The sequence below is a fragment of the Bacillus sp. SIMBA_154 genome (genome assembly GCF_046536015.1).
In the GTDB taxonomy this organism is placed as follows: Bacteria; Bacillota; Bacilli; order Bacillales; family Bacillaceae; genus Bacillus; species Bacillus pumilus_P.
Window position 1 is genome coordinate 123,687 of the sequence record NZ_JAWJBV010000008.1, and the last position, 20,257, is coordinate 143,943.

At 41.2% G+C, this 20,257-nt stretch carries 23 protein-coding genes; 6 read left to right on the forward strand and 17 right to left on the reverse strand.

Translation table 11 applies throughout. From position 1 onward, the window contains the following. Positions 1–24: 24 nt before the first annotated feature. Genes rplI through R0K30_RS12935 form a run of 3 tightly spaced genes read right to left on the reverse strand, consistent with a single transcriptional unit; the run spans position 25 to position 3,419 of the window. Positions 25–474, reverse strand: coding sequence for a 50S ribosomal protein L9 (gene rplI, locus R0K30_RS12925; RefSeq protein WP_034323903.1), 450 nt, complete (start codon positions 472–474; stop codon positions 25–27). Further along, positions 471–2,450, reverse strand: a complete 1,980-nt coding sequence (locus R0K30_RS12930) for a DHH family phosphoesterase (RefSeq protein ID WP_230031421.1) — start codon at positions 2,448–2,450, stop codon at positions 471–473. The genes rplI and R0K30_RS12930 overlap by 4 nt, the downstream gene beginning before the upstream one ends. Positions 2,451–2,480: 30 nt before the next feature. After that, a complete protein-coding gene (locus R0K30_RS12935; protein WP_367308074.1) occupies positions 2,481–3,419 on the reverse strand; it encodes a YybS family protein in 939 nt (312 codons plus the stop codon). Between the two features lie 301 nt (positions 3,420–3,720). Here R0K30_RS12935 and R0K30_RS12940 point away from each other — a divergent pair, with 301 nt between their 5' ends. Next, positions 3,721–4,647 carry a manganese-dependent inorganic pyrophosphatase gene (locus R0K30_RS12940; RefSeq protein ID WP_099728569.1) on the forward strand — a complete coding sequence of 309 codons (927 nt, stop codon included), beginning with the start codon at positions 3,721–3,723 and terminating at the stop codon, positions 4,645–4,647. Between the two features lie 54 nt (positions 4,648–4,701). Here the strand turns inward: R0K30_RS12940 and rsiV are convergent, their stop codons facing one another. The 3 genes from rsiV to R0K30_RS12955 all read right to left on the reverse strand — a co-directional run bounded on the left by rsiV (position 4,702) and on the right by R0K30_RS12955 (position 6,860). After that, a complete protein-coding gene (rsiV, locus tag R0K30_RS12945) occupies positions 4,702–5,556 on the reverse strand; it encodes an anti-sigma-V factor RsiV (RefSeq protein ID WP_410611090.1) in 855 nt (284 codons plus the stop codon). Further along, positions 5,557–6,051, reverse strand: a complete 495-nt coding sequence (gene sigV, locus R0K30_RS12950; RefSeq protein WP_099728567.1) for an RNA polymerase sigma factor SigV — start codon at positions 6,049–6,051, stop codon at positions 5,557–5,559. Positions 6,052–6,200: 149 nt separating this feature from the next. Beyond that, entirely contained in the window at positions 6,201–6,860 is a 660-nt protein-coding gene (locus tag R0K30_RS12955; RefSeq protein ID WP_099728566.1) for a hypothetical protein, read from the reverse strand. A 78-nt stretch (positions 6,861–6,938) separates the two neighbouring features. On the opposite strand from R0K30_RS12955, the gene katX reads away from it, so the two are divergent. After that, the gene (gene katX, locus R0K30_RS12960; protein ID WP_410611124.1) at positions 6,939–8,555 is read left to right on the forward strand and encodes a catalase KatX; all 1,617 of its coding nucleotides are present in this window, start codon (positions 6,939–6,941) and stop codon (positions 8,553–8,555) included. Between the two features lie 48 nt (positions 8,556–8,603). On the opposite strand, the gene wrbA is transcribed toward katX, so the two are convergent. The 3 genes from wrbA to R0K30_RS12975 form a co-directional block, all read right to left on the reverse strand. Next, positions 8,604–9,218 carry an NAD(P)H:quinone oxidoreductase gene (gene wrbA, locus R0K30_RS12965; RefSeq protein WP_410611126.1) on the reverse strand — a complete coding sequence of 205 codons (615 nt, stop codon included), beginning with the start codon at positions 9,216–9,218 and terminating at the stop codon, positions 8,604–8,606. A 72-nt stretch (positions 9,219–9,290) separates the two neighbouring features. Then, positions 9,291–9,899 carry an alpha/beta hydrolase gene (locus R0K30_RS12970; protein WP_230031424.1) on the reverse strand — a complete coding sequence of 203 codons (609 nt, stop codon included), beginning with the start codon at positions 9,897–9,899 and terminating at the stop codon, positions 9,291–9,293. Next, the gene (locus tag R0K30_RS12975) at positions 9,896–10,867 is read right to left on the reverse strand and encodes a ring-cleaving dioxygenase (protein ID WP_410611094.1); all 972 of its coding nucleotides are present in this window, start codon (positions 10,865–10,867) and stop codon (positions 9,896–9,898) included. The genes R0K30_RS12970 and R0K30_RS12975 overlap by 4 nt, the downstream gene beginning before the upstream one ends. A 317-nt stretch (positions 10,868–11,184) precedes the next feature. On the opposite strand from R0K30_RS12975, the gene R0K30_RS12980 reads away from it, so the two are divergent. Further along, positions 11,185–11,652, forward strand: a complete 468-nt coding sequence (locus R0K30_RS12980; RefSeq protein ID WP_410611096.1) for a hypothetical protein — start codon at positions 11,185–11,187, stop codon at positions 11,650–11,652. Positions 11,653–11,784: 132 nt separating this feature from the next. Here the strand turns inward: R0K30_RS12980 and rpsR are convergent, their stop codons facing one another. The 5 genes from rpsR to R0K30_RS13005 form a co-directional block, all read right to left on the reverse strand. After that, entirely contained in the window at positions 11,785–12,024 is a 240-nt protein-coding gene (rpsR, locus tag R0K30_RS12985; protein WP_008347556.1) for a 30S ribosomal protein S18, read from the reverse strand. Between the two features lie 40 nt (positions 12,025–12,064). Next, complete coding sequence (gene ssbA, locus R0K30_RS12990; RefSeq protein ID WP_099682525.1) at positions 12,065–12,607, reverse strand: single-stranded DNA-binding protein SsbA; 543 nt, start codon at positions 12,605–12,607, stop codon at positions 12,065–12,067. 36 nt (positions 12,608–12,643) lie between these two features. Then, positions 12,644–12,931: a 30S ribosomal protein S6 gene (gene rpsF, locus R0K30_RS12995; RefSeq protein ID WP_003215073.1), complete on the reverse strand. Its 288-nt coding sequence runs from the start codon at positions 12,929–12,931 to the stop codon at positions 12,644–12,646. Between the two features lie 108 nt (positions 12,932–13,039). Beyond that, on the reverse strand, positions 13,040–14,140 hold the full coding sequence (gene ychF / locus R0K30_RS13000; RefSeq protein WP_099682526.1) for a redox-regulated ATPase YchF: 1,101 nt from the start codon (positions 14,138–14,140) through the stop codon (positions 13,040–13,042). Between the two features lie 215 nt (positions 14,141–14,355). Then, positions 14,356–14,562 (reverse strand): DUF951 domain-containing protein, encoded by a 207-nt coding sequence (locus tag R0K30_RS13005; RefSeq protein ID WP_008347561.1) that lies wholly within the window; start codon positions 14,560–14,562, stop codon positions 14,356–14,358. 294 nt (positions 14,563–14,856) lie between these two features. Here R0K30_RS13005 and R0K30_RS13010 point away from each other — a divergent pair, with 294 nt between their 5' ends. Both R0K30_RS13010 and R0K30_RS13015 read left to right on the forward strand, forming a co-directional pair. Next, positions 14,857–16,176 (forward strand): hydrolase, encoded by a 1,320-nt coding sequence (locus tag R0K30_RS13010; protein ID WP_410611099.1) that lies wholly within the window; start codon positions 14,857–14,859, stop codon positions 16,174–16,176. 15 nt (positions 16,177–16,191) lie between these two features. Then, entirely contained in the window at positions 16,192–16,602 is a 411-nt protein-coding gene (locus R0K30_RS13015; RefSeq protein ID WP_099728559.1) for a hypothetical protein, read from the forward strand. 25 nt (positions 16,603–16,627) lie between these two features. Here R0K30_RS13015 and R0K30_RS13020 read toward each other — a convergent pair whose 3' ends face one another. Further along, entirely contained in the window at positions 16,628–17,683 is a 1,056-nt protein-coding gene (locus tag R0K30_RS13020; protein WP_410611102.1) for a YkvI family membrane protein, read from the reverse strand. Positions 17,684–17,755: 72 nt separating this feature from the next. Between R0K30_RS13020 and yyaC the strand changes: the two genes are divergently transcribed. Continuing rightward, a complete protein-coding gene (gene yyaC / locus R0K30_RS13025; RefSeq protein WP_099728557.1) occupies positions 17,756–18,382 on the forward strand; it encodes a spore protease YyaC in 627 nt (208 codons plus the stop codon). A gap of 27 nt (positions 18,383–18,409) precedes the next feature. Here the strand turns inward: yyaC and R0K30_RS13030 are convergent, their stop codons facing one another. Together R0K30_RS13030 and soj are read right to left on the reverse strand one after the other, a co-directional pair. Then, positions 18,410–19,264 (reverse strand): ParB/RepB/Spo0J family partition protein, encoded by an 855-nt coding sequence (locus tag R0K30_RS13030; protein WP_099728556.1) that lies wholly within the window; start codon positions 19,262–19,264, stop codon positions 18,410–18,412. Further along, positions 19,257–20,018: a sporulation initiation inhibitor protein Soj gene (gene soj, locus R0K30_RS13035; RefSeq protein ID WP_008360890.1), complete on the reverse strand. Its 762-nt coding sequence runs from the start codon at positions 20,016–20,018 to the stop codon at positions 19,257–19,259. The genes R0K30_RS13030 and soj overlap by 8 nt, the downstream gene beginning before the upstream one ends. Positions 20,019–20,257: the final 239 nt, after the last annotated feature.

Consider the following 20,257-nt stretch of genomic DNA (forward strand, 5'->3'; position numbering starts at 1 on the left):
TTCGTGAGACGGGTTCTTTTCTGCTTATGCTTGTTCTGTGACGTGTACCTTTAATGTTGCTTGCACTTCTGGATGAAGCTTCACAGGTACATTTGTATATCCTAACGCACGGATGGCGTCATTCAGCTCGATTTTGCGCTTATCGAGTTTGATTTGATGATCTTTTTGCAATTTATCAGCGATTTGTTTGCTTGTAATAGATCCAAACAGACGACCGCCTTCACCTGATTTTGCAGTGAGCTCCACTGTTAACGCCTCAAGTGTTTCTTTTAGTTGTTTGGCTTGTTCAAGCTCTTGGATGGCATTCTTTTTCTCTTTGTTTTTCTGTCCTTCCAATGCACTTAGGTTCGTTGGATTTGCTTCAACCGCTAACCCTTGTTTGATGAGAAAGTTGTGTGCGTATCCGTCAGCTACATTTTTGACTTCGCCTTTTTTCCCTTTGCCTTTTACGTCTTTTAGAAAGATGACTTTCATCTTTGAACCCCTCCTTCGAAATATTCGTCTATGGCAGCTTTTAACTTCTCTACCGCTTCTTCAATGGTTATACCATAAATCTGGGTCGCAGCGTTAGTCAAATGACCGCCGCCATCTAACGCTTCCATGATAATTTGGACGTTGATATCTCCTAATGATCTCGCACTAATGCACACCGTGTTGTCATCTCGTCGAGCGACAGCAAATGACGCTTCCACCTCACTCATTGACAACAGGGAATCAGCCGTCTGGGCAATCGTAATTTGATCATAATACTCAGAGCTGTCAGACGGCAATGAAGCGATTGCCACCTGGCTTTGATACAGCTCTGTATGCTGAATGAGCTTTGCCCGTTTGATGTAATGATCAACTGTCTCTTTTAAGAACTTTTGCACAAGGACAGGATCTGCTCCCTTCGCTCGAAGGTAGGAAGCCGCATCGAACGTTCTTGACCCCGTTCTCAGCGAGAAACTCTTCGTATCCACGATGATTCCAGCAAGAAGGGCAGTCGCCTCAATCATGTTAATCCGCAATTTCTTCGGCTGATACTCTAATAGCTCTGTCACAAGCTCTGCTGTAGATGAAGCATACGGCTCCATATAGACAAGTAATGGATCACGGATAAACTCCTCGCCTCGTCTATGGTGGTCAATCACAACGACGTTTTCAATTTTATTCAGCAGTCGTTCTTCCATGACGAGGGACGGTTTATGTGTATCAACAACCACAAGCAATGTGTCATCCTTTGCAAGCTCCATTGCTTCCTCTGGTGTGATAAAACGTGACCAAAGTTCTTCATAATTCTTAATTTCACTAATTAAGCGTTGAACACTGTCCCCAATCTGGTTGGCGTCAATGACAATATAGCCTTCTTTCCCATTGGCTTGGGCGACCTTTAAAATACCGATCGATGCACCGATTGAGTCCATGTCTGGGAACTTGTGCCCCATGATCATGACATTCCCGCTTTCAGACACAATTTCTTTTAAGGCATGAGAAATGACCCGCGCGCGTACTCGTGTCCGTTTTTCCATTGGATTGGTTTTCCCGCCGTAGAATTTCACTTTCCCATTCGGCTGTTTAATAGCTACCTGATCCCCGCCTCGTCCAAGGGCAAGGTCAAGACTCGATTGCGCAAGTGCTCCAAGCTCTTTTAAAGACGGAACAGACGCACCGATTCCGATACTAAGGGTAAGCGTCGCGCTATGTGCCCCTGTTTTCTCACGAACCTCGTCTAAAATGGAGAACTTCGACGCTTCAAGCTCTGCTAAAATGCTCTCATTTAATACCGCCATAAAACGTTCAGACGAAATTCTCTTCAGGAAAATGCCATATTCCTGTGCCCAATTGTTTAACAGGGACGTCACTTCACTATTAATAGTGCTGCGCACCTGATCATCAAGGCCCTGCGTGACATCGTCATAATTGTCTAAAAAGATATAAGATAACACCGTTCGTTCATTTTCATACTGTCTTTCAATCTGCACCTGTTCCGTGACATCAAAGAAATATAAAAGGCGCTCTGACCGCTTAATAATGACTTTAAATTTCCGGTCATTCAGCGTTACATTTTCTGTCTCGACCTCCTGTTTAATAAGAGGGACAACCGACTCGAATGTATCATACAAGGATCTGCCAACAAGTGTACTTTCATGAAAGCACGAAGCAAGAAATGGATTTGTCCATTCGATATAATACTGGTCATTAAACAGCATAATACCAATTGGCATCTCCATTAATGCTTCTTCTCCAACCTTTTTGACTCGATAGGATAATGTTGAAATATATGAATCAATCTCTTTTTGTACTTGCGTATCTGCCCACTTTAAGAAGTAGAGCACACCTGCAAGGACTAAAAGACCAACCGCTCCTATGATCCAATTATAATAAAGGTTGAGGAGGACTGTGACCATCGCAAGTACAATTAACGCGAAGATCGGATACTTGATGACAGGTTTTCTATAGAAGCTTGGCACTGATATCAACTCCTCAACATTCAGAGTGAATTATTTGTTTTTTACTTTATCTCTTAAATCAAAGCCTATGTCAGCAATCCCTATAATACGTACAATCACACCGATTGGCGGAAAGAGAACCGTCAACACGATAGCAAAAATGGGTACCACTTTTGAGATGTTTTTTTCGTGGCAATAATAGAAGATAAAAGAAAAGCCCTGAATAAGCACCAGTATAAATAAAATTTGAAACGCGCTCGTTTGAACGAGCCATAAAAAGCTGCCTTTTTCCGTCTGAATCAGCATCAAAAGCAGTGTGAGTAAATAATACCATACCATGCTTTTTGGCAGCCGCATATCCTTAAATTTCTTAAGGGCCGGCATGTCTTTGAAAAACCGTTTGATCAGGGGCTTCACGAACCAGTGATTCACGAAAGCCATCAGCGTGGCGAAAATCAATAACGCTACAGGTAAAGCACTCAATGCGGTATCCTTCATCTCTCTAAACTGCTTCAGCTGTTTCGCAATGTCCTGTTCAGAAGCGCCGGATTGCTTTAAGACACTCTCTAACATCGGCATCATTTGCTCAAGCGATTCTTTCGCGATTCCCATAATATCGACCTCGAAAAGCTGAACACTGACAACAAAGGAGATGAGAAAACTGAATAAATAGATCAGCGCACCTGTAATGATGGCATTCCCAGGCTGCTTTCTGCTGTAGAAAAAACCCATACCTATTCCCACAGCAATCAGCATAGGTGCACTCAACAGCCCATTAATAGACCCAATTAAAAAGCTGATCACTATGCCAATAGCGCCAGCAGCAATTCCTTTTTTCAAGCCATGCCTGATTGTATAGAGAATGATCGGAATCGGAGCAGCGAGAAAGAAAATAATGGATAATAGCGGCACATACAAATAAAACAGCGTCATGACCGAAAAAATACTGATCATAATTGCGCCTTCTACTAACGCTTTTGTTTGTTTCACACCTTCACCTCTATCCAATCATTTTTCTATATCTTGCTCAATTTGTACTTCTATGTATACGTACTATGTAAGCTCCATCATGTCTTGCCCCAACCTTTATTTTACCATAGCGGCAAATCTCAAGTAAAATCCAGGCTATCCTGGGCACGTTTCACGTGGAACACAATATGGAATTGTACATGCAAGTTTTCAGACAGCATGTTACAATTTTTTAGATTATTCTTAGCTATAAACCCTGAATTCAAGGTCAAAAGCTGTTAGAATAGAAACATCATCAATAAATGTAAGAAGGAGAATTCACATGGGAAAAACACTCGTATTCGGACACAAAAACCCTGACACAGACACAATTTGCTCTGCTATCGCTTACGCTGATCTGAAAAACAAAATCGGCGCTCAGGCAGAAGCGGTCAGACTTGGAGAAATCAATGGAGAAACACAATACGCATTAGATTTCTTTAAACAAAAAGCACCTCGTTTCATTGAAACGGCTGCAAACGAAACAAAGCAAGTCATTCTTGTCGATCATAACGAATTCCAGCAAAGTGTAAGCGATATTGATCAAGTACAAGTGACGGAGGTCATTGACCATCACCGTATTGCCAACTTTGAAACAAGTGAACCTCTTTACTATCGTGCTGAGCCAGTTGGCTGTACAGCAACGATCTTAAACAAAATGTACAAAGAGAATCAAATCACGATTGAAAAAGAAATCGCAGGTTTGCTTTTATCTGCGATCATTTCTGATTCCTTACTATTCAAATCCCCAACATGCACACAGCAAGACATTGATGCTGCGCATGAACTGGCAAAAATCGCAGGGGTGGACCCAGAAGTATACGGCCTAGACATGCTGAAAGCAGGCGCTGATCTGAGCCAAAAAACCGTTCAAGAATTAATTACACTTGATGCTAAAGAATTTGCACTAGGTAACAGCAAAGTTGAAATTGCTCAAGTCAATACAGTAGATATCGCTGAAGTGACAGCAAGACAGGCTGACATTGAAGCGAAAATCAATGAAGTCATTGCAGCTAAAAATCTTGATCTATTTGTTTTAGTGATCACAGACATTTTAGAAAATGATTCTCTTGCTCTTGCACTTGGTGCCGAAGCGGCAAAAGTAGAAAAAGCATTTAACGTAACACTTGAAAATAACACGGCTTTACTAAAAGGTGTTGTATCAAGAAAGAAACAAGTGGTGCCTGCACTTACAGACGCACTTGCTTAATCAACACGACAAGACTGCTGACACGTTCAGCAGTCTTGTTTTCTCTGTCTTCTTTTAATGAATGTACATATCGCTGACAAGAATATCCTTAAGCACACTTGTTGGAATCGTGAATTCAACTACACCCATGTAACCAGGAGCCACATCATATTCATTAAAGGAAATCACCAATTTGCCTTTTGAATTGATATAGAAGCTTTGATCTAGCTGAATCTTCTTAAATGGGTCCCTATCATCCTTGCCAATCCAGTAGATCTTGTTTGAATCCTCTTTCATCTGTTTCTTCATTTGTTCTTTAATATTTTCACTAATGACATCTATATACCGGTCATCTTTAAACAAGCTTGGTAATGTAATGAGTACATGGTTTTTCTTATCCACCGTATCATACGTCATTTCCTCTGCCGCAGAAGCCTGAGTCGTCACCTTGTATCGACCTAGTGAGAGAATTTGATCATTGTTCGTTCTCACTTCATATCCACTCTCCACACTTAAATGACCATTTTTATAGCCCTTTGTTTCCTTTTCAAAATCTTGATACAGCTTTTTGTTTTCAGCTAAATATTTTTGATTCAGGCTGGCTTCTAATTTTCCGTCACCAAGACCCGATACGTGTGGTGTTTTAAGGTCAATATTCGTTCCTTGATCGCTCTTTTTAAATTCTGTGAAAGTCACAACCTTCACAAGCTCACCAATGACAGGAACCTCTGAAATCGCTCTTGCCGCCTGTGGGCTGACATTAACAGTCGTGACAAATAGAGCAGCTGCCGCAACAAGTCCGATGGTCCATTGCTGAAAGTGAGGTTTTTTATTTTTTCGTTTCAACGTCCGTTCAACCATGGCGTCATATTCCGGTGGAATAGGGATTTCTAAATATTCCTCTTTTAACTGTTCCAAATGCTTATCCATTTATATTTCCTCCTGCGATAAATCTACTTTTAAAAGTCGTAACGCCTTATATAATCTAGTTTTGATGGTGTTTTCGTTTTCTTCAAGAATATGAGCAATGTCCTCTAGTTTTAAATCTTCAAAGAATCTCAATATGATGATGACCCGATACATCTCGGGCAAATCCTCTATGGCCCGTCTGACATCTTGATCCTCATAGACATCTGATTCACCCTTTGATAAGAATTCGAGTGTGTCATCATCTGTCACCTGCATCCGCTTCTTCTTTCGTAAAAAGTCTAGGGCAGCGTTCACCACGATTTTATAAAACCAGCTATGCATCTTGCTTGCATCCTCTAGCCGGTGAACAGATTTGAGTGCTTTATGAATCGCCTCTTGAACGACATCCATCGCATCTTCCGGGTTTTTGACATAGCTATAGGACAATCGATAAAAACTATGTTTATGCTCCATTACGTAATCCGCAAATTGATCATCAATCTTTCGTTTCTTCATTTTACAAAGAGCTCCTTTATCTTAAATGCGCATCTGTTATTTCTTACAATGGATAGACGCGCGCCTTTTGAAAATAGTTTGCGCTTAGTTATTTTTTTAACATGTCATCGCATGTTCGTTTCTATACAAAAAGAGCGAACCTGACGGGTTCACTCTTTCAAAGCGGTTATTTTTTGATGAACAAACGATCTTAATGGAAAAAGCGGATGAATGATAGAGACGCCTGTCTCCCGCTCCACCTGTTGTGCAGCGTGAACCATCGAGAGCTGCATCACGCAAATGTCTCCGTTTTTTTGCTTCATACATCTTCTCAGCTGCTCCTTGATTCGATCCTCATAAGCCTGCATGTCACCGTTTAGGCAAAGATGAAAGACATCCTCCATCACAACAATGTCTGCTTCAATCTGTTTTCCCCGCTTTTGTGCATACGAATAAAGCCGATACATCGTTCCTTCCACTGTATCTGGGTTTGAAAACACAAGCTGAAGAGGCCCTTTTTTCTCACAAATCAGCTCAAACAACGGTTCATCTATCGGAACAATCGGTTGTTTGAAAAGGTGCTGCTGATCACCCATAGCCGCAATATATTGTGTACAGGTTAATAGGATGATATCGGCTTTCCTCTCTTGCATCAGTCTGTTGATCGCATAGGTTTGCTGCTTGTAATGATCAAAAGCGGGATCTTGTTTAGCGCGTTCCATAAATGATGAATCGACTGTGTGATGCAGCTCAAATGCTGTATCACGAAAAATGTCTTCTATATAAGACATATTGGATGGATGTGCGTGAAGGCAGTGTAATCGAATCATCAGGTTCGCTCCTCTTGAAAGTTTTCAATCATTATATCAATCCTTGTATGAAATAGGGAGCAACATGACCATATTGTTATTGAGAGATTGAAGGAGGGATTCTACTTGAAAGAAGATCAACAGCCTAAACCATCTTCAGATTCAGAAGAAACTTTAACAAATCGACAAGGTCATCCGGTAACAGATAATCAAAACATGAGAACCGTTGGGAATAGAGGACCAACCACGCTTGAAAACTACGATTTCCTAGAGAAAATCAGTCATTTTGATCGTGAACGTATACCTGAACGAGTCGTTCATGCACGCGGGGCTGGAGCACACGGTTATTTTGAGGCCTATGGTACATTCGGAGATGAACCCATCTCCACCTATACAAGAGCCAAATTATTTCAGGAGAAAGGGAAAAAGACCCCTGTCTTCGTTCGTTTTTCTTCTGTGATTCACGGCGGTCATTCGCCAGAAACATTGCGCGATCCTAGAGGGTTTGCGATCAAATTTTATACAGAAGAAGGAAACTGGGATCTAGTTGGAAATAACCTGAAAATTTTCTTTATCCGAGATGCTTTGAAGTTCCCTGATTTGGTTCATGCCTTTAAGCCTGATCCTGTCACCAATCGTCAGGACGGCGAACGCATTTTTGATTTCGTCTCACAATCACCAGAAGCGACGCATATGGTGACATTTCTCTTTTCACCATGGGGCATTCCAGCGACATACCGCCACATGCAAGGATCGGGTGTCCATGCCTACAAATGGGTGAATCAAGATGGAAAAGCGGTGCTGGTCAAATATCACTTTGAACCGAAACAAGGCATTCGCAATTTGACCCAGGAACAAGCTCAAGCGATTCAAGGTGAAAACTTTAATCATGCCACACAGGATTTATATGAAGCGATTGAGCAAGGAGACCACCCTGAATGGGAGGTATATGCGCAGATCATGGAGGATGATGCACATCCTCATCTCGACTTTGACCCGCTTGATCCGACAAAGCTTTGGTACAAGGATGACTATCCATGGAAACCGATCGGACGAATGGTCTTAAACAAAAATCCAGAAAATTATTTTGCAGAAGTCGAGCAGGTTGCCTTTGGGACTGGGGTTCTCGTAGACGGTCTCGATTTTTCAGATGATAAATTGCTGCAAGGACGCACCTTCTCCTACTCTGACACGCAGCGATATCGTGTGGGGCCAAACTATTTACAGCTGCCGATCAATGCTCCAAAAAAGCATGTCGCCACCAATCAGCGGGATGGACAAATGGAATACCACGTCGATCAAGGAAAAGGGCAAAATCCCCATGTGAATTATGAGCCGTCTATCCTCGGTGGATTAAAAGAAGCGAAACAGGATGGAAAGGATCATTCACCTTTTGTCGAGGGTGAAGTCAAACGAGAATCCATTGACCGCCCGAACAATTTCGGTCAAGCGGGAGAAACGTATCTCCGCTTCAATGATTGGGAGCGTGAGGAGCTGATTAAGAACTTAGTCAATACCCTTGCGACATGTCAAAAGGACATACAAGAGCAAATGATCGAAAACTTCACAAAAGCAGACCCTGATTACGGAAAGCGTGTCGCTGACGGTTTAAGAGCCTTTAAACATGAGGAACCAAGCGGACCCATTGGCTCAACAGGCGCAGCTCAAGCCGTGAACGAAGCCATCAACAATAGCACACCTTCAGATCCTTATTAAAAAAGAAAGAATGCAGCGGCGAGGCTGCATTCTTCTTTTTTACACCTATTAAGCTTTTTGACCTTTTTTGATCCATTCTGCCACATTGACTGTACGTTTCGCCTGATGTTTCGCGGCTGCTTCTGCATCCTCTTGGATCTTTCCATTTTGGTCCACAGTGACACTCACACCGTAAGGGTTGCCCCCTGCACCGTATAATGAGTCATCTGTGTATCCAGGAGCGGCAATAATGGCTCCCCAGTGGAACATCGTTGTATAAAGGCTCAGAATCGTCTGCTCCTGTCCGCCATTTGGATTTTGTGCAGATGTCATCGCACTTACTGCTTTGTTTGCCAATTTTCCTTGGAACCACAGGCCACCTGTTGTATCTAAGAATTGCTTCATTTGAGCCGGCAAGTTACCGAAACGTGTCGGCATGCTAAAGATGATGGCATCCGCCCACTCTAAATCACTCAATTGAACCTCTGGTACATCTTTTGTTTCGTCTAAATGTGCTTTCCATGCTGGATTTGATGCCACAACTGATTCTGGTGCCAATTCAGGAACCTTTAATACTTTGACCTCAGCGCCAGCTTCTGTTGCTCCAGCCTCAGCCCATTTCGCCATCTGATAGTTTGTACCTGTTGAACTATAATAAATAATCGCTAGTTTTACATGTTCCATTTGTTCCAGCTCCTTTTGTTTCGTTTGTCCAAAAAGCTTCTGTAAAAATCCCACCTGTATTCCCCACCTTATTTAAAATTGACGACGATACCATAAAGCCGCAGCATCGACTTCTTCTCTCGTTAACTGATGTCCACGATTTTCCCAATGAAGCGTAACGGATGCTCCCGCCTCTTGCAGTAATTGCTCCAGTTCCTGAGATTCCTCTGGACGGCACATTGGGTCATTTTCACCAGCTGCTATAAAGACTTGTTTCCCCGCTAATGAAGGCAATGAAACCCCGCGTCTTGGGACCATCGGGTGATGCAAGATAGCTCCTTTCAGCGCGTCTCCATAATGGAATAACAGGCTCCCCGCAATGTTCGCCCCATTGGAGTAGCCGATAGCTACCACATTGTGACGATCAAACCCATATTCAACTGCTGCTTCCCCGATGAATGTATATAGTTCCTTTGTACGCTCAATTAAATCTTGTTCATCAAATACACCCTCTGCCAAACGTCTGAAAAAACGCGGCATGCCGTTTTCTGACACATTTCCTCTCACACTAAGAACAGATGCGTCAGGATCTACCACCTCTGCAAGCGGCAATAAATCATGCTCTGTCCCGCCAGTTCCATGCAGTAATAAAAGGACAGGTCTTTGTTCATTCTTTCCTTTTCGAAAAAGATGCTTCATCATGAATCTCCTTTCCCTTTGATTTCTCTCACCTCAATTGGCAGCACAATTTGTTCAATCTGGCTGCGCTGCGCCTCATATTGCGGTGGCAGTTTCAATGCTTCACCCATTGTTTCCACTGTTTCATCGTGTGCAAACCCTGGAGGATCGGTCGCAATTTCAAATAATATGCCGCCAAGCTCTCTAAAGTAAATGGCATTGAAGTAATTTCTGTCTTGCACAGGTGTCACTTGGTACCCGTTTTGTGCAATATGTCTTTGCCAATCTAATTGATCCTGATCATCTGTTGCTCTCCATGCAATATGATGTACAACCCCAACACCCATACGTCCTCGTGCAACAGGTGTCACTTTCACATCAATCACATTGCCAATTGCACCGAACGAACGAAATCTCACATAGTCCTCTTCTGCTCCAACTCGTTCAAGTCCCATCGTTTGCTCTAACAGCTGCATCGTTTGCTCCGGCTGCGATGTTAATAACACAGCTCCGCCAAACCCCTTAATCGCTACATCTGATGTGACACCGTTAAATGTCCACTCATTTTGCTTTCCTTCCTCACGCTCTACAAGCTCAATCAATAAACCGTGTGGATCTTCAAATGAGACAAAGGCTTCACCAAAGCGTTCAATGGTTTCATAAGAAATATCAAACTGCTTCAGACGTTCCTTCCAGAAAGAAAAAGCGCCTGTCGGGACAACATATGTTGTCACACCCACTTGACCTGCACCAATTTGCCCCTTTTGTGCGCCTGGCCAAGGGAAAAACGTCATAATGGTACCTGGAGATCCTCCTTCATTCCCAAAATATAAGTGATATGTGCCTGGATCATCAAAATTGACGGTCTTCTTAACGAGACGTAATCCCAATACACCTGCATAAAAATCAACGTTCTCCTGAGGATGACCAACAATTGCTGTAATATGGTGAATTCCTTCTGTTTTCTTCACTTCTAATGACCTCCTCATCATGAAGTAACAAACCTCTATTTATGTCTTTGCTGACGTCTTTATATTATCTCGAATTCGAGATATTAAATCAAAAAAATATATTTATCTCGAATTAAGGATATGATGTTTTTAAATAAATGTCAATGGTGTATGTTCAATCTTTTGAAAAAACAAATCTTCTTTTTATATAGCGGATCTGTTTTCCCTTTATTTTAACAACTCTTTCTTTTTAATATGTTACTGATAGAATATTCGTAGAGGAAACTGAATGTTATTGCTTAATATAGGATGATTTGATGTTTTACAGAGCTTTTAAAAATATGTTAAGGAGAGATATTATGGCTAATACATGCCCATACTGTGGCACAAATCTAAAAACGGAGATAGATTTCTTTTTTTGTGATTTTTGTGAGATGAATTTATCACTAGATCAGATTCAAAAAGACGGAGAAAGAATCCAGATAATAAATAGAGAAATCAATTCTGCCTATCTTAACATGACAACTCCAGAATTAATGACATTTTCAACGTGGGAGCTAATACTTCTTTTAAAAGAAGCTAGAAAAGTAAGAACTTCCTTTTACAAAAGAAATTTTGAGTCAAAAATTTCCAAGGGCTCTCAAGAAGGGGATGAATTACTGCAGTCATATAAACTATCTACCAAAAAAATGTATGTAATCGAAAATATACTTAAGGTTCGGCTAGGTTATATCCCAGCAAATCTAAATAAATCATTCCTCAACAATTATAAAAAAAATATAGAAAACCCTAAATATAAAGCAAAAATGCTGATATGGGAAACGTAATTAATATATTTTCACTTGATCAGTTTAAACTTTTAATATCTTTAAAGCTATGCATTAAATAGTCAGCAATTATTCATTTTATTTACTTAAAAAAGCGAAGAGCTCAAGGCTCTTCGCTTTTAAGTCAACGACTTACTCACCAGTAACGTATGGAAGTAATGCCATTTGACGTGATTTTTTAATCGCTAATGTCAATTTACGTTGATACTTAGCGCTAGTTCCTGTTACACGACGAGGTAAAATTTTACCACGCTCAGAAACAAACTTTCTAAGAAGATCAACATCTTTGTAGTCGATGTGCGTGATACCGTTAGAAGTAAAGAAACACACCTTACGACGTTTCGCACGACCGCCTCTGCGTCCACCTGCCATTTGTTTTCACACCTTTCCTTTAGTCATTTTTCCAGATCAATTAGAATGGCAAATCATCATCGGAGATGTCAATCGGTTTACCATCATTCGCAAATGGGTCATCATTGAAGCTATTTCCCTGATTACGATTTTGGTTGTTTTGATTGCCATATGGATTTTGATTTGGTTCATTTCCGAATGGATTCTGATCGTTTTGGCTACCGCCATAATACTGGCCTCCGCTATTGCCACCGCCGCTGTATCCACCTGAACCAGCACCGCCGCTCTTAGGCTCAAGAAATTGAACACTTTCAGCTTGAACCTCTGTCACGAAGACACGCTGTCCTTGCTGATTTTCATAGTTTCTTGTCTGCAAACGACCGTCTACACCGGCAAGACTTCCTTTTTTCAAGAAATTAGCCACGTTCTCGGCTTGTCTTCTCCAAGTAACACAGTTAATGAAATCGGCTTCACGCTCTCCAGATTGATTCGTAAACGTACGATTCACAGCTAGAGTAAACGTGGCTACAGCCGCACCATTAGGCGTGTAGCGAAGCTCAGGGTCTTTTGTTAGTCTTCCGACCAATACAACACGGTTTAGCATATTGAAAGACCACCTTTAAATATATATTTCAATGATTTACACTTCTTCTTTAACAACAATGTGGCGAATGATATCGTCACTGATCTTAGCTAAGCGGTCAAATTCTTGAACTGCTGCAGCGTCAGATTGAACGTTTACGATTTGGTAGAAGCCTTCACGGAAATCGTTGATTTCGTATGCAAGACGACGTTTACCCCAATCCTTTGTTCCAGTGATCTCCGCACCGTTAGAAGTTAACACGTTATTGAAACGCTCGATAACTGCTTTTTTAGCCTCATCGTCAACTGTTGGGCGGATGATGTACATAACTTCGTACTTTCTCATCTGATTGCACCTCCTTTTGGTCTAAGCGGCCCTAAACGGGCAAGGAGCAATAAATTATATTACTCACAATTGTATATTATAACAAATCACTTGGCCTATGACAAGAACTTATACATTAAAACGGAAATGAATGACGTCTCCATCTTTCACTTCGTATTCTTTACCTTCTAAACGAACTTTCCCTGCCTCTTTCGCAGCAGACATGCTTCCGCCAGCCAGTAAATCCTCATAAGCCACGGTTTCAGCACGAATAAATCCACGCTCGAAGTCAGTATGAATGATGCCGGCACATTCTGGCGCCTTCATTCCTTTTTTAAATGTCCAAGCGCGTACCTCTTGCTCACCTGCTGTAAAATACGTAGCTAAGCCAAGAAGTGAATAAGATGCTTTGATCAGCTGATCTAGTCCTGATTCTTTGATGCCAAGCTCTTCAAGGAACATCTGCTTCTCTTCTCCTTCTAGCTCTGCAATTTCAGACTCGATCTTAGCACAAACGATGATCACTTCAGCGTTTTCGCCAGATGCAAACTCACGAATTTGCTGCACATATTCGTTGCCGTCCTGATCCGCTACTTCGTCCTCACTCACATTCGCTACATAAAGAACGGGTTTAGACGTGAGTAAATGAAGCTGTTTCACAAGCTTTTGCTGCTCATCTGTAAATTCTACAGATCTTGCCGATTTCCCAGCTTCAAATGCGTCCTTTAGCTTCGACAAAATATCAAATTCAGCTACAGCTTCCTTGTCCTTTTGTTTCGCTAGCTTACTCACACGAGTCAAACGCTTTTCAACCGTTTCTAAATCAGCCAAAATCAATTCTAGATTAATGGTTTCGATATCTGATACAGGGTCAACCTTACCTGATACGTGTGTAATATTATCATCTGCAAAGGCTCTCACCACGTGACAGATCGCATCTACTTGGCGAATGTGCGAAAGAAATTTATTCCCTAAACCTTCACCTTTAGATGCACCTTTGACAATACCGGCAATATCAGTAAATTCAAAAGCAGTCGGAACTGTCTTTTTTGGCTGCACCAATTCTGTTAGTTTTTGCAAACGCTCGTCTGGAACCTCTACAATTCCGACGTTTGGATCAATGGTACAAAACGGATAGTTAGCAGACTCCGCTCCAGCCTGTGTAATTGCATTAAATAGCGTTGACTTCCCGACGTTAGGTAAGCCAACAATACCAGCTGTTAAAGCCATTCTTTCATCTCCTCTATATCAAACGTGCTCGTTATACTGCGTAATATGAACCTAGAGCAATTATAAGTAGGTTTACATGAAAAGACAAGCTAACCATCATGCATTTTCAATAGAAGAAACAGCAACAAAAAGAGTAAATCAGAGCTCCAAAAGGAGTAATTGCACCTGTTTCTCCTGTACAATATACAAATTTAATCAAAAAAGCATGAGGCCTACTAAGCAGTTGGCTCCTCATGCTTGACAAGAATTTTCTTCATTTTTCGTTCAAAATCTCTTCTTGGAATCATCACGCTGTGCCCGCAGCCTTCGCATTTAATGCGAATATCCATGCCCAAACGAATCACCTTCCACCGATTGGCACCACATGGATGGGGTTTTTTCATTTCAACTACGTCATGTAACCCAAACGCTTTGTCTGCCATCAGCCTTCACCTCTCTTGCTCACTTCATTGAATCTATTGTACAAAAAAACGACGATGAAGGGCAATGCATAAAATAAAGAGCCTCTTCATTCGTCAATCCAGTTCTTTACTTATAGAAAAAACCCTTCTTTTAGATCATTTTATTTGTGACCAATAGTTACTTAAACTCCGCTTTTTTTCAATATTGTCACAAACACTGTAGGTCAAAAGGTTTTTATTGGTAGAACGCTGTGGTTTTTCCATATTTTTTGATTTATGATATCTGCATAAATGTTATGTGAGGGAGCAGGTACGATGGTCAATCGAAAGGATAGATTAACTGATAAAGAATATAAAATCATATCCGATCATGCTGGAGACATAGACAATTACCAGCAGCACCATACGATAGAAATAGGTCAGCAAACGCTCACTGTCCACGATTTTCTAAAGATCGATCATAAATTATATGGTTTAATGATGCAGCAGGAACATTCAGACGAATTCATCGTTGCTTTTCACTGTCCGCTGCCAAATCAAATGACAGTCACATCATCACAAGATGTGCAAACAGCGGCACAATCATTGCTCAAAACGGATTATGCCTACCCTATTGAAAGAAAGTCCCTAGCTGGGAATCAAGAACATGTCTTTTTTAAAGGGAAGGAATACATAGAACAAATCTGTCAGAAGCACCCTAATGTAGCCATTCATCTCACTGGACAAGCCCTTGCCGGTGCTGTTTGTGCTTATATTGCAACAGAACAGCCAGCTGTCAAAAAATCCGTCACCTTTGATAGTCCAAATATATGGAGCAGCCTGCCGCCTTCGATTCAGCAAAAGGCGCTGCAAGGTAAATATACTCATGTTCTCACTGAATATATTCAGCCTACTCATTACGTAGGTTTACTCAATCGTCACGATCATGGGATTGGACAAGTCAAATACACCGTACCGCCTCGGGAGCAAGGCTCGGTCCAAGAATCCATTCAATATAAACAAAGGGAAATTGACACCTTTTTAAAATCAGCCTTTGCTTCTATGAATATAGAATGGAACGAATCATTTGATACAAATGCATTTTTAGCTCTCGTTTCAGGAGACACAAAGCCGAATGGTTATTTATTCCATCCGAATGGAACCGCTCGTATTTTAGATGAACAGCTTGATCACAATACGAGTTTTACAGCGATGCTTTTGCAAGAAATTCATTCAGGCCGTGCATATGCACAAAGCGGTCTTGAAATTATCATAAAATCCCATTTACTAAAAAATTCATCTTATGATCTACAAAGCATTATTGAGCATGAGGTACAAACTGTATTTGAGAAAATCGATGGAATCGATGAAAGTGTAAAAGAAGCCGTCCACCATGTAAAACAAAAGCTCAAAGGACTTGTCGGTTTTGGCCACTATGATTTATTAAGTCATACAGATGTAGAAGCACTGTTAGAGGAAGTACAGATGGAGCAGCATCATTCATCCTTTTATTCACATGAAAAACAATTGAATGCCTTGTACACCCTTAGAGATTATGAACAAGAACTTTCCACCCTTTCAAGACATCTCTACACAATGGGTGATGACTATGCCAAGGCAGATAGACGCCTTGCGTTGCAAATGGGTATTCATTAAGAAAGGAGTCGCCAAATGGTCAATCAAAATAAACCTCCTAGTGACGCCCAGCGTTTCTTGCAAAATGTGAGCGCTCGCCGCTCCATGTCTGTATTCGAAAATCAATCTGCACCCCAAACACAATCGCAATCTCCTGAAGAAATCGCCGCCATTCAGGCTATACGCAGAGAAGGACAGCGAAAGGATCTAAAGCGACTGCTGAAAATGCGGCTTCATGACGAATTAGCAAACACTCGCGTGCACTTGGAGTATCAGCTGTCCAAAACAGAAGACATGTTGAACCAAACAACCATTGTCAAACAGCATTTATCCCAGCATTTAAAAGGACAAGCCATCTCAGAATTAGAGGAGCGCATTCAGCGTCTTCAGCAAATGCCTGTATATGATGATATCAAAGACGCTATCGATTCAATTCGGATAAAATAAGCACTTTTCTTACGAAGAGAGGTGCTTATTTTGTTTTATCAATATAATTTTCAGCCCGGAAAAATATCTTTTTACTTAAAATCGGATATAGCATTAAACAGACGAGTAAATAAAGATTTAACAAACTATAGATCGGATACAAGAAAGCAATCAAATCGGCAAATCCAAGAGATGTTAAAGGCGCCATCAAAAGAAGCATGACAAACACAATCAACCAGCGAGGCATTCTTACAACAGAGAGCATCCGGCTGGATAAACCAAATAAACCAGCGGCTGTCGTCGTATAAATCGCTAGACAAAGGACGACTGTCATAAACACAAACAATGACGTCGGCGCCCCCTCTAATACTGTAAACAAAGGAATTCCCTCTGCTGAAAGACTTCCAGAAATATCAACCAGTATTTCGTTATACACATAAGAGATCACACCAAAAATCAGACCACTTAATATGCTCGCCACCTTGGCTTCTCCGAGCCCCTTCATTTCTTTCCCAACAGAAGACAGCACTGCAACAACAGATAATATATTCAAAGAGGCAAAGACAATACTGGCTGGCCAATTGTACTGCTGCCCAAAATCAATCCTCCACATATGATCATGATTCATATAATAAAAAACAAACGCATAGATGAGCCCCGCCACCAAAATTGGTATAATGAAAGCATTCACTGATAAGAGCCCTTTCACATCCCAGAAAAAAATCATAAATGAAAAAAAACAAAACGCACCGATGCCAACCCAAAATGGTACATGATACATCTCAAGTGTAACCCCGCCACCGGCAATCATGACCGTAGTTGTCGTGAATAAATAAAGAACGATTAAAATGTCATACACCTTAGCCAGCCATGGTCCTACCAGTCGCTCTAACACTGGCACAAAGTGATCGGCACGCACCTCATAACTGATTTTTAACACCACATAGGTAGACAGCATAAACATCAATGTAAACAGGAGAATGGCTAGTCCACTATCAATGCCAAAAAACTGCCAAATTTCTTGGCCGGAAGCATATCCCGCTCCTATTAAGCTTCCTAAAATTAAAAGCGTCCACCTTGAACCAGCCTTCCACACAATCATCACCTCATAGGTATAGAATTAAGCTTGTTTCCGTATACTGTTACTAACTACTATGACAAGGAAGTGAGACCTATGAATAGCAAGAACGGTCTTTTTTTAAGAAATAGGGTGAAAGAATACGTGTCCCATACGGATACAAATGCCATTCAACAGCTTAAAAGTATTTTATTCTCGCATCTTCAGAAAGCAGGAAAAAGACCCGTTGCCATCGTTTGTATTGGAACAGACCGCTCAACTGGCGACTCTCTAGGTCCACTTGTTGGCACAAAGCTTTCAGGTCTGGAATTGAAAAAGCTTCATGTATACGGAACGCTCTCTGACCCAGTGCATGCGGTCAATTTAAAAGAAAAGCTCGCTGAAATTGAACAAGCTCATAAACATCCGTTTATTGTAGCTGTTGATGCCTGTTTAGGAAGAGTGAAAAGTGTAGGTTCCTTTCAGATTGGAGATGGGCCGTTAAAGCCTGGGGCGGGTGTGCAAAAGGAGCTGCCAGAGGTAGGAGATATTCATATCAATGGGATTGTCAACGTGAGCGGTTTTATGGAATACTTCGTTCTCCAAAATACACGTCTTCACCTTGTCATGTCTATGGCCAATACACTTTCTGAAAGTCTATCTCACATTGATCAAATGGATTGGACGAGAGAAAAAAGCCGATCTCTCTTCACCCCTATTCAAAATATCACTGGGAGAATATAAAAAAGACCATCTCTCGTATCAAGATGGTCACTCTGAGGATTCTCTCGCAGAAAGCAATTCAAGAATTCTGTCTAAATCTTCGTTTGAGAGAAATTCAATCTCAATTTTCCCTTTTTTCTTCTGTTTCTTGATCGTAACTGGAGTACCAAAGTAATGTTGTAAGAAAGACTCTCTTTCTTTCAACACTCGATCTTTTGGTGCTTCTTTTTTCTTTGTTTCACGTGGAACATTTTCGTTTAATTGCTGAACAAGTTTCTCAACCTGACGTACATTTAACCCTTCATCCACGATTTTCTTTACCAATGGCGCCAGCTTCTTTTTGTTTTTCAAACTAAGCAGCGTGCGTCCATGTCCCATTGATAACGTTCCATCGGCAATTAACTCTTGTACTTCATCTGGTAATGTCAATAGACGAAGGTGGTTCGCAATATGTGGTCTGCTCTTACCTAATCGCTTCGCTAATTCCTCTTGAGTCACACTTAAGTGATCTAGCAAGGAAGCATAGGCTTCCGCTTCCTCTAATGGAGATAAATCCTCGCGCTGTAAGTTTTCTAAAAGGGCAATCTCTCTCATCAGCGTTTCTGAAAATTCTCTGACGATCGCAGGAATCGTTGTCAGACCAGCTTGTTGTGCTGCTCGGAATCGGCGCTCACCTGCTACAATGTCATATCCTTTAATTGATTTTCGGACAATGATCGGCTGTAAAACACCGTGCTGCTGAATCGACTCTTTGAGATCGGATAATGCATCCTCGTCGAACGTTTTTCTTGGCTGATACGGGTTCGGACGCAGATCCTTCATTTTGATCTCTTCGACAGTTTCTTCATTTGAATCTACGTTGTTAAATAGTGCATTAATACCCTTTCCAAGACCTTTAGCCATTCGCATCCACTTCCTTTGCTAAGTCTAAATAGACATCTGCACCTCTTGAACGTGGATCATACAAGATAATAGGCTTTCCATGACTAGGCGCTTCGCTGAGTCTCACATTTCTCGGAATCACGGTCTGATAGACTTTATCTCTAAAGTATTTCTTCACTTCTTCGATGACCTGAATTCCAAGATTTGTTCGCGCATCAAGCATTGTCAGTAAGACACCTTCAATGGCAAGATCGGTATTTAAATGTTTCTGCACGAGACGAACTGTGTTTAACAATTGACTCAATCCTTCAAGCGCATAATATTCGCACTGAACCGGTATTAAAACGGAATCGGATGCAGTTAACGCATTAATCGTCAATAATCCAAGTGATGGCGGACAGTCAATAATCATGTAATCGTAATTTTGCTTCACAGATTCAAGTGCTCTCTTCAGCCTCACTTCACGTGAGATCGTAGGCACAAGCTCAATTTCCGCCCCTGCAAGCTGTATCGTCGCAGGAATGACATCAAGATTTTCGACCTCTGTCGTCTTAATCACATCAAGTACATCTGCATCGTCAACTAAAATATCGTACACACACTTCTCTACGTCGGCCTTCTCAATCCCAATACCACTCGTGGCATTGCCCTGCGGATCAATATCAACTAACAACACTCTTTTTCCTATGTATGCTAAACACGCACCCAAATTCACAGAAGTTGTCGTCTTCCCGACGCCGCCCTTCTGGTTGGTAATCGCTATGATTTTTCCCACGATGTCACCCACTTTCAACTTAACAAGTTTCTCATTCATTCATACTTTCTATTCTATCAAAAAAAGTATGAAACGTTTGCTTTTTTTGTTTCTCCATTATAAATTCGTTGACGAATGTCTATTTTCGTACATGATTAGATGAATGAAAACACACACAAAAATTATATTAATATATCTTTTTGATGAAAAATCGATATACTTAGAAATAAAAAACCCTCACTTTAATCAAAAGTGAGGGC

Bases quoted from the DNA above. Each gene is read 5' to 3' on its own strand.
- rpsF (WP_003215073.1), bottom strand. From the start codon at position 12,931: ATGAGAAAGTACGAAGTTATGTACATCATCCGCCCAACAGTTGACGAT.
- yyaC (WP_099728557.1), top strand. From the start codon at position 17,756: ATGAATAGCAAGAACGGTCTTTTTTTAAGAAATAGGGTGAAAGAATAC.
- R0K30_RS13005 (WP_008347561.1), bottom strand. From the start codon at position 14,562: ATGGCAGACAAAGCGTTTGGGTTACATGACGTAGTTGAAATGAAAAAA.
- R0K30_RS12955 (WP_099728566.1), bottom strand. From the start codon at position 6,860: ATGATTCGATTACACTGCCTTCACGCACATCCATCCAATATGTCTTAT.
- rplI (WP_034323903.1), bottom strand. From the start codon at position 474: ATGAAAGTCATCTTTCTAAAAGACGTAAAAGGCAAAGGGAAAAAAGGC.
- R0K30_RS13015 (WP_099728559.1), top strand. From the start codon at position 16,192: ATGGTCAATCAAAATAAACCTCCTAGTGACGCCCAGCGTTTCTTGCAA.
- rsiV (WP_410611090.1), bottom strand. From the start codon at position 5,556: ATGGATAAGCATTTGGAACAGTTAAAAGAGGAATATTTAGAAATCCCT.
- R0K30_RS12940 (WP_099728569.1), top strand. From the start codon at position 3,721: ATGGGAAAAACACTCGTATTCGGACACAAAAACCCTGACACAGACACA.
- R0K30_RS12980 (WP_410611096.1), top strand. From the start codon at position 11,185: ATGGCTAATACATGCCCATACTGTGGCACAAATCTAAAAACGGAGATA.
- R0K30_RS13010 (WP_410611099.1), top strand. From the start codon at position 14,857: ATGGTCAATCGAAAGGATAGATTAACTGATAAAGAATATAAAATCATA.
- ychF (WP_099682526.1), bottom strand. From the start codon at position 14,140: ATGGCTTTAACAGCTGGTATTGTTGGCTTACCTAACGTCGGGAAGTCA.
- sigV (WP_099728567.1), bottom strand. From the start codon at position 6,051: ATGAAGAAACGAAAGATTGATGATCAATTTGCGGATTACGTAATGGAG.
- ssbA (WP_099682525.1), bottom strand. From the start codon at position 12,607: ATGCTAAACCGTGTTGTATTGGTCGGAAGACTAACAAAAGACCCTGAG.
- R0K30_RS13020 (WP_410611102.1), bottom strand. From the start codon at position 17,683: ATGATTGTGTGGAAGGCTGGTTCAAGGTGGACGCTTTTAATTTTAGGA.
- rpsR (WP_008347556.1), bottom strand. From the start codon at position 12,024: ATGGCAGGTGGACGCAGAGGCGGTCGTGCGAAACGTCGTAAGGTGTGT.
- R0K30_RS13030 (WP_099728556.1), bottom strand. From the start codon at position 19,264: ATGGCTAAAGGTCTTGGAAAGGGTATTAATGCACTATTTAACAACGTA.
- R0K30_RS12975 (WP_410611094.1), bottom strand. From the start codon at position 10,867: ATGATGAGGAGGTCATTAGAAGTGAAGAAAACAGAAGGAATTCACCAT.
- wrbA (WP_410611126.1), bottom strand. From the start codon at position 9,218: ATGGAACATGTAAAACTAGCGATTATTTATTATAGTTCAACAGGTACA.
- R0K30_RS12970 (WP_230031424.1), bottom strand. From the start codon at position 9,899: ATGATGAAGCATCTTTTTCGAAAAGGAAAGAATGAACAAAGACCTGTC.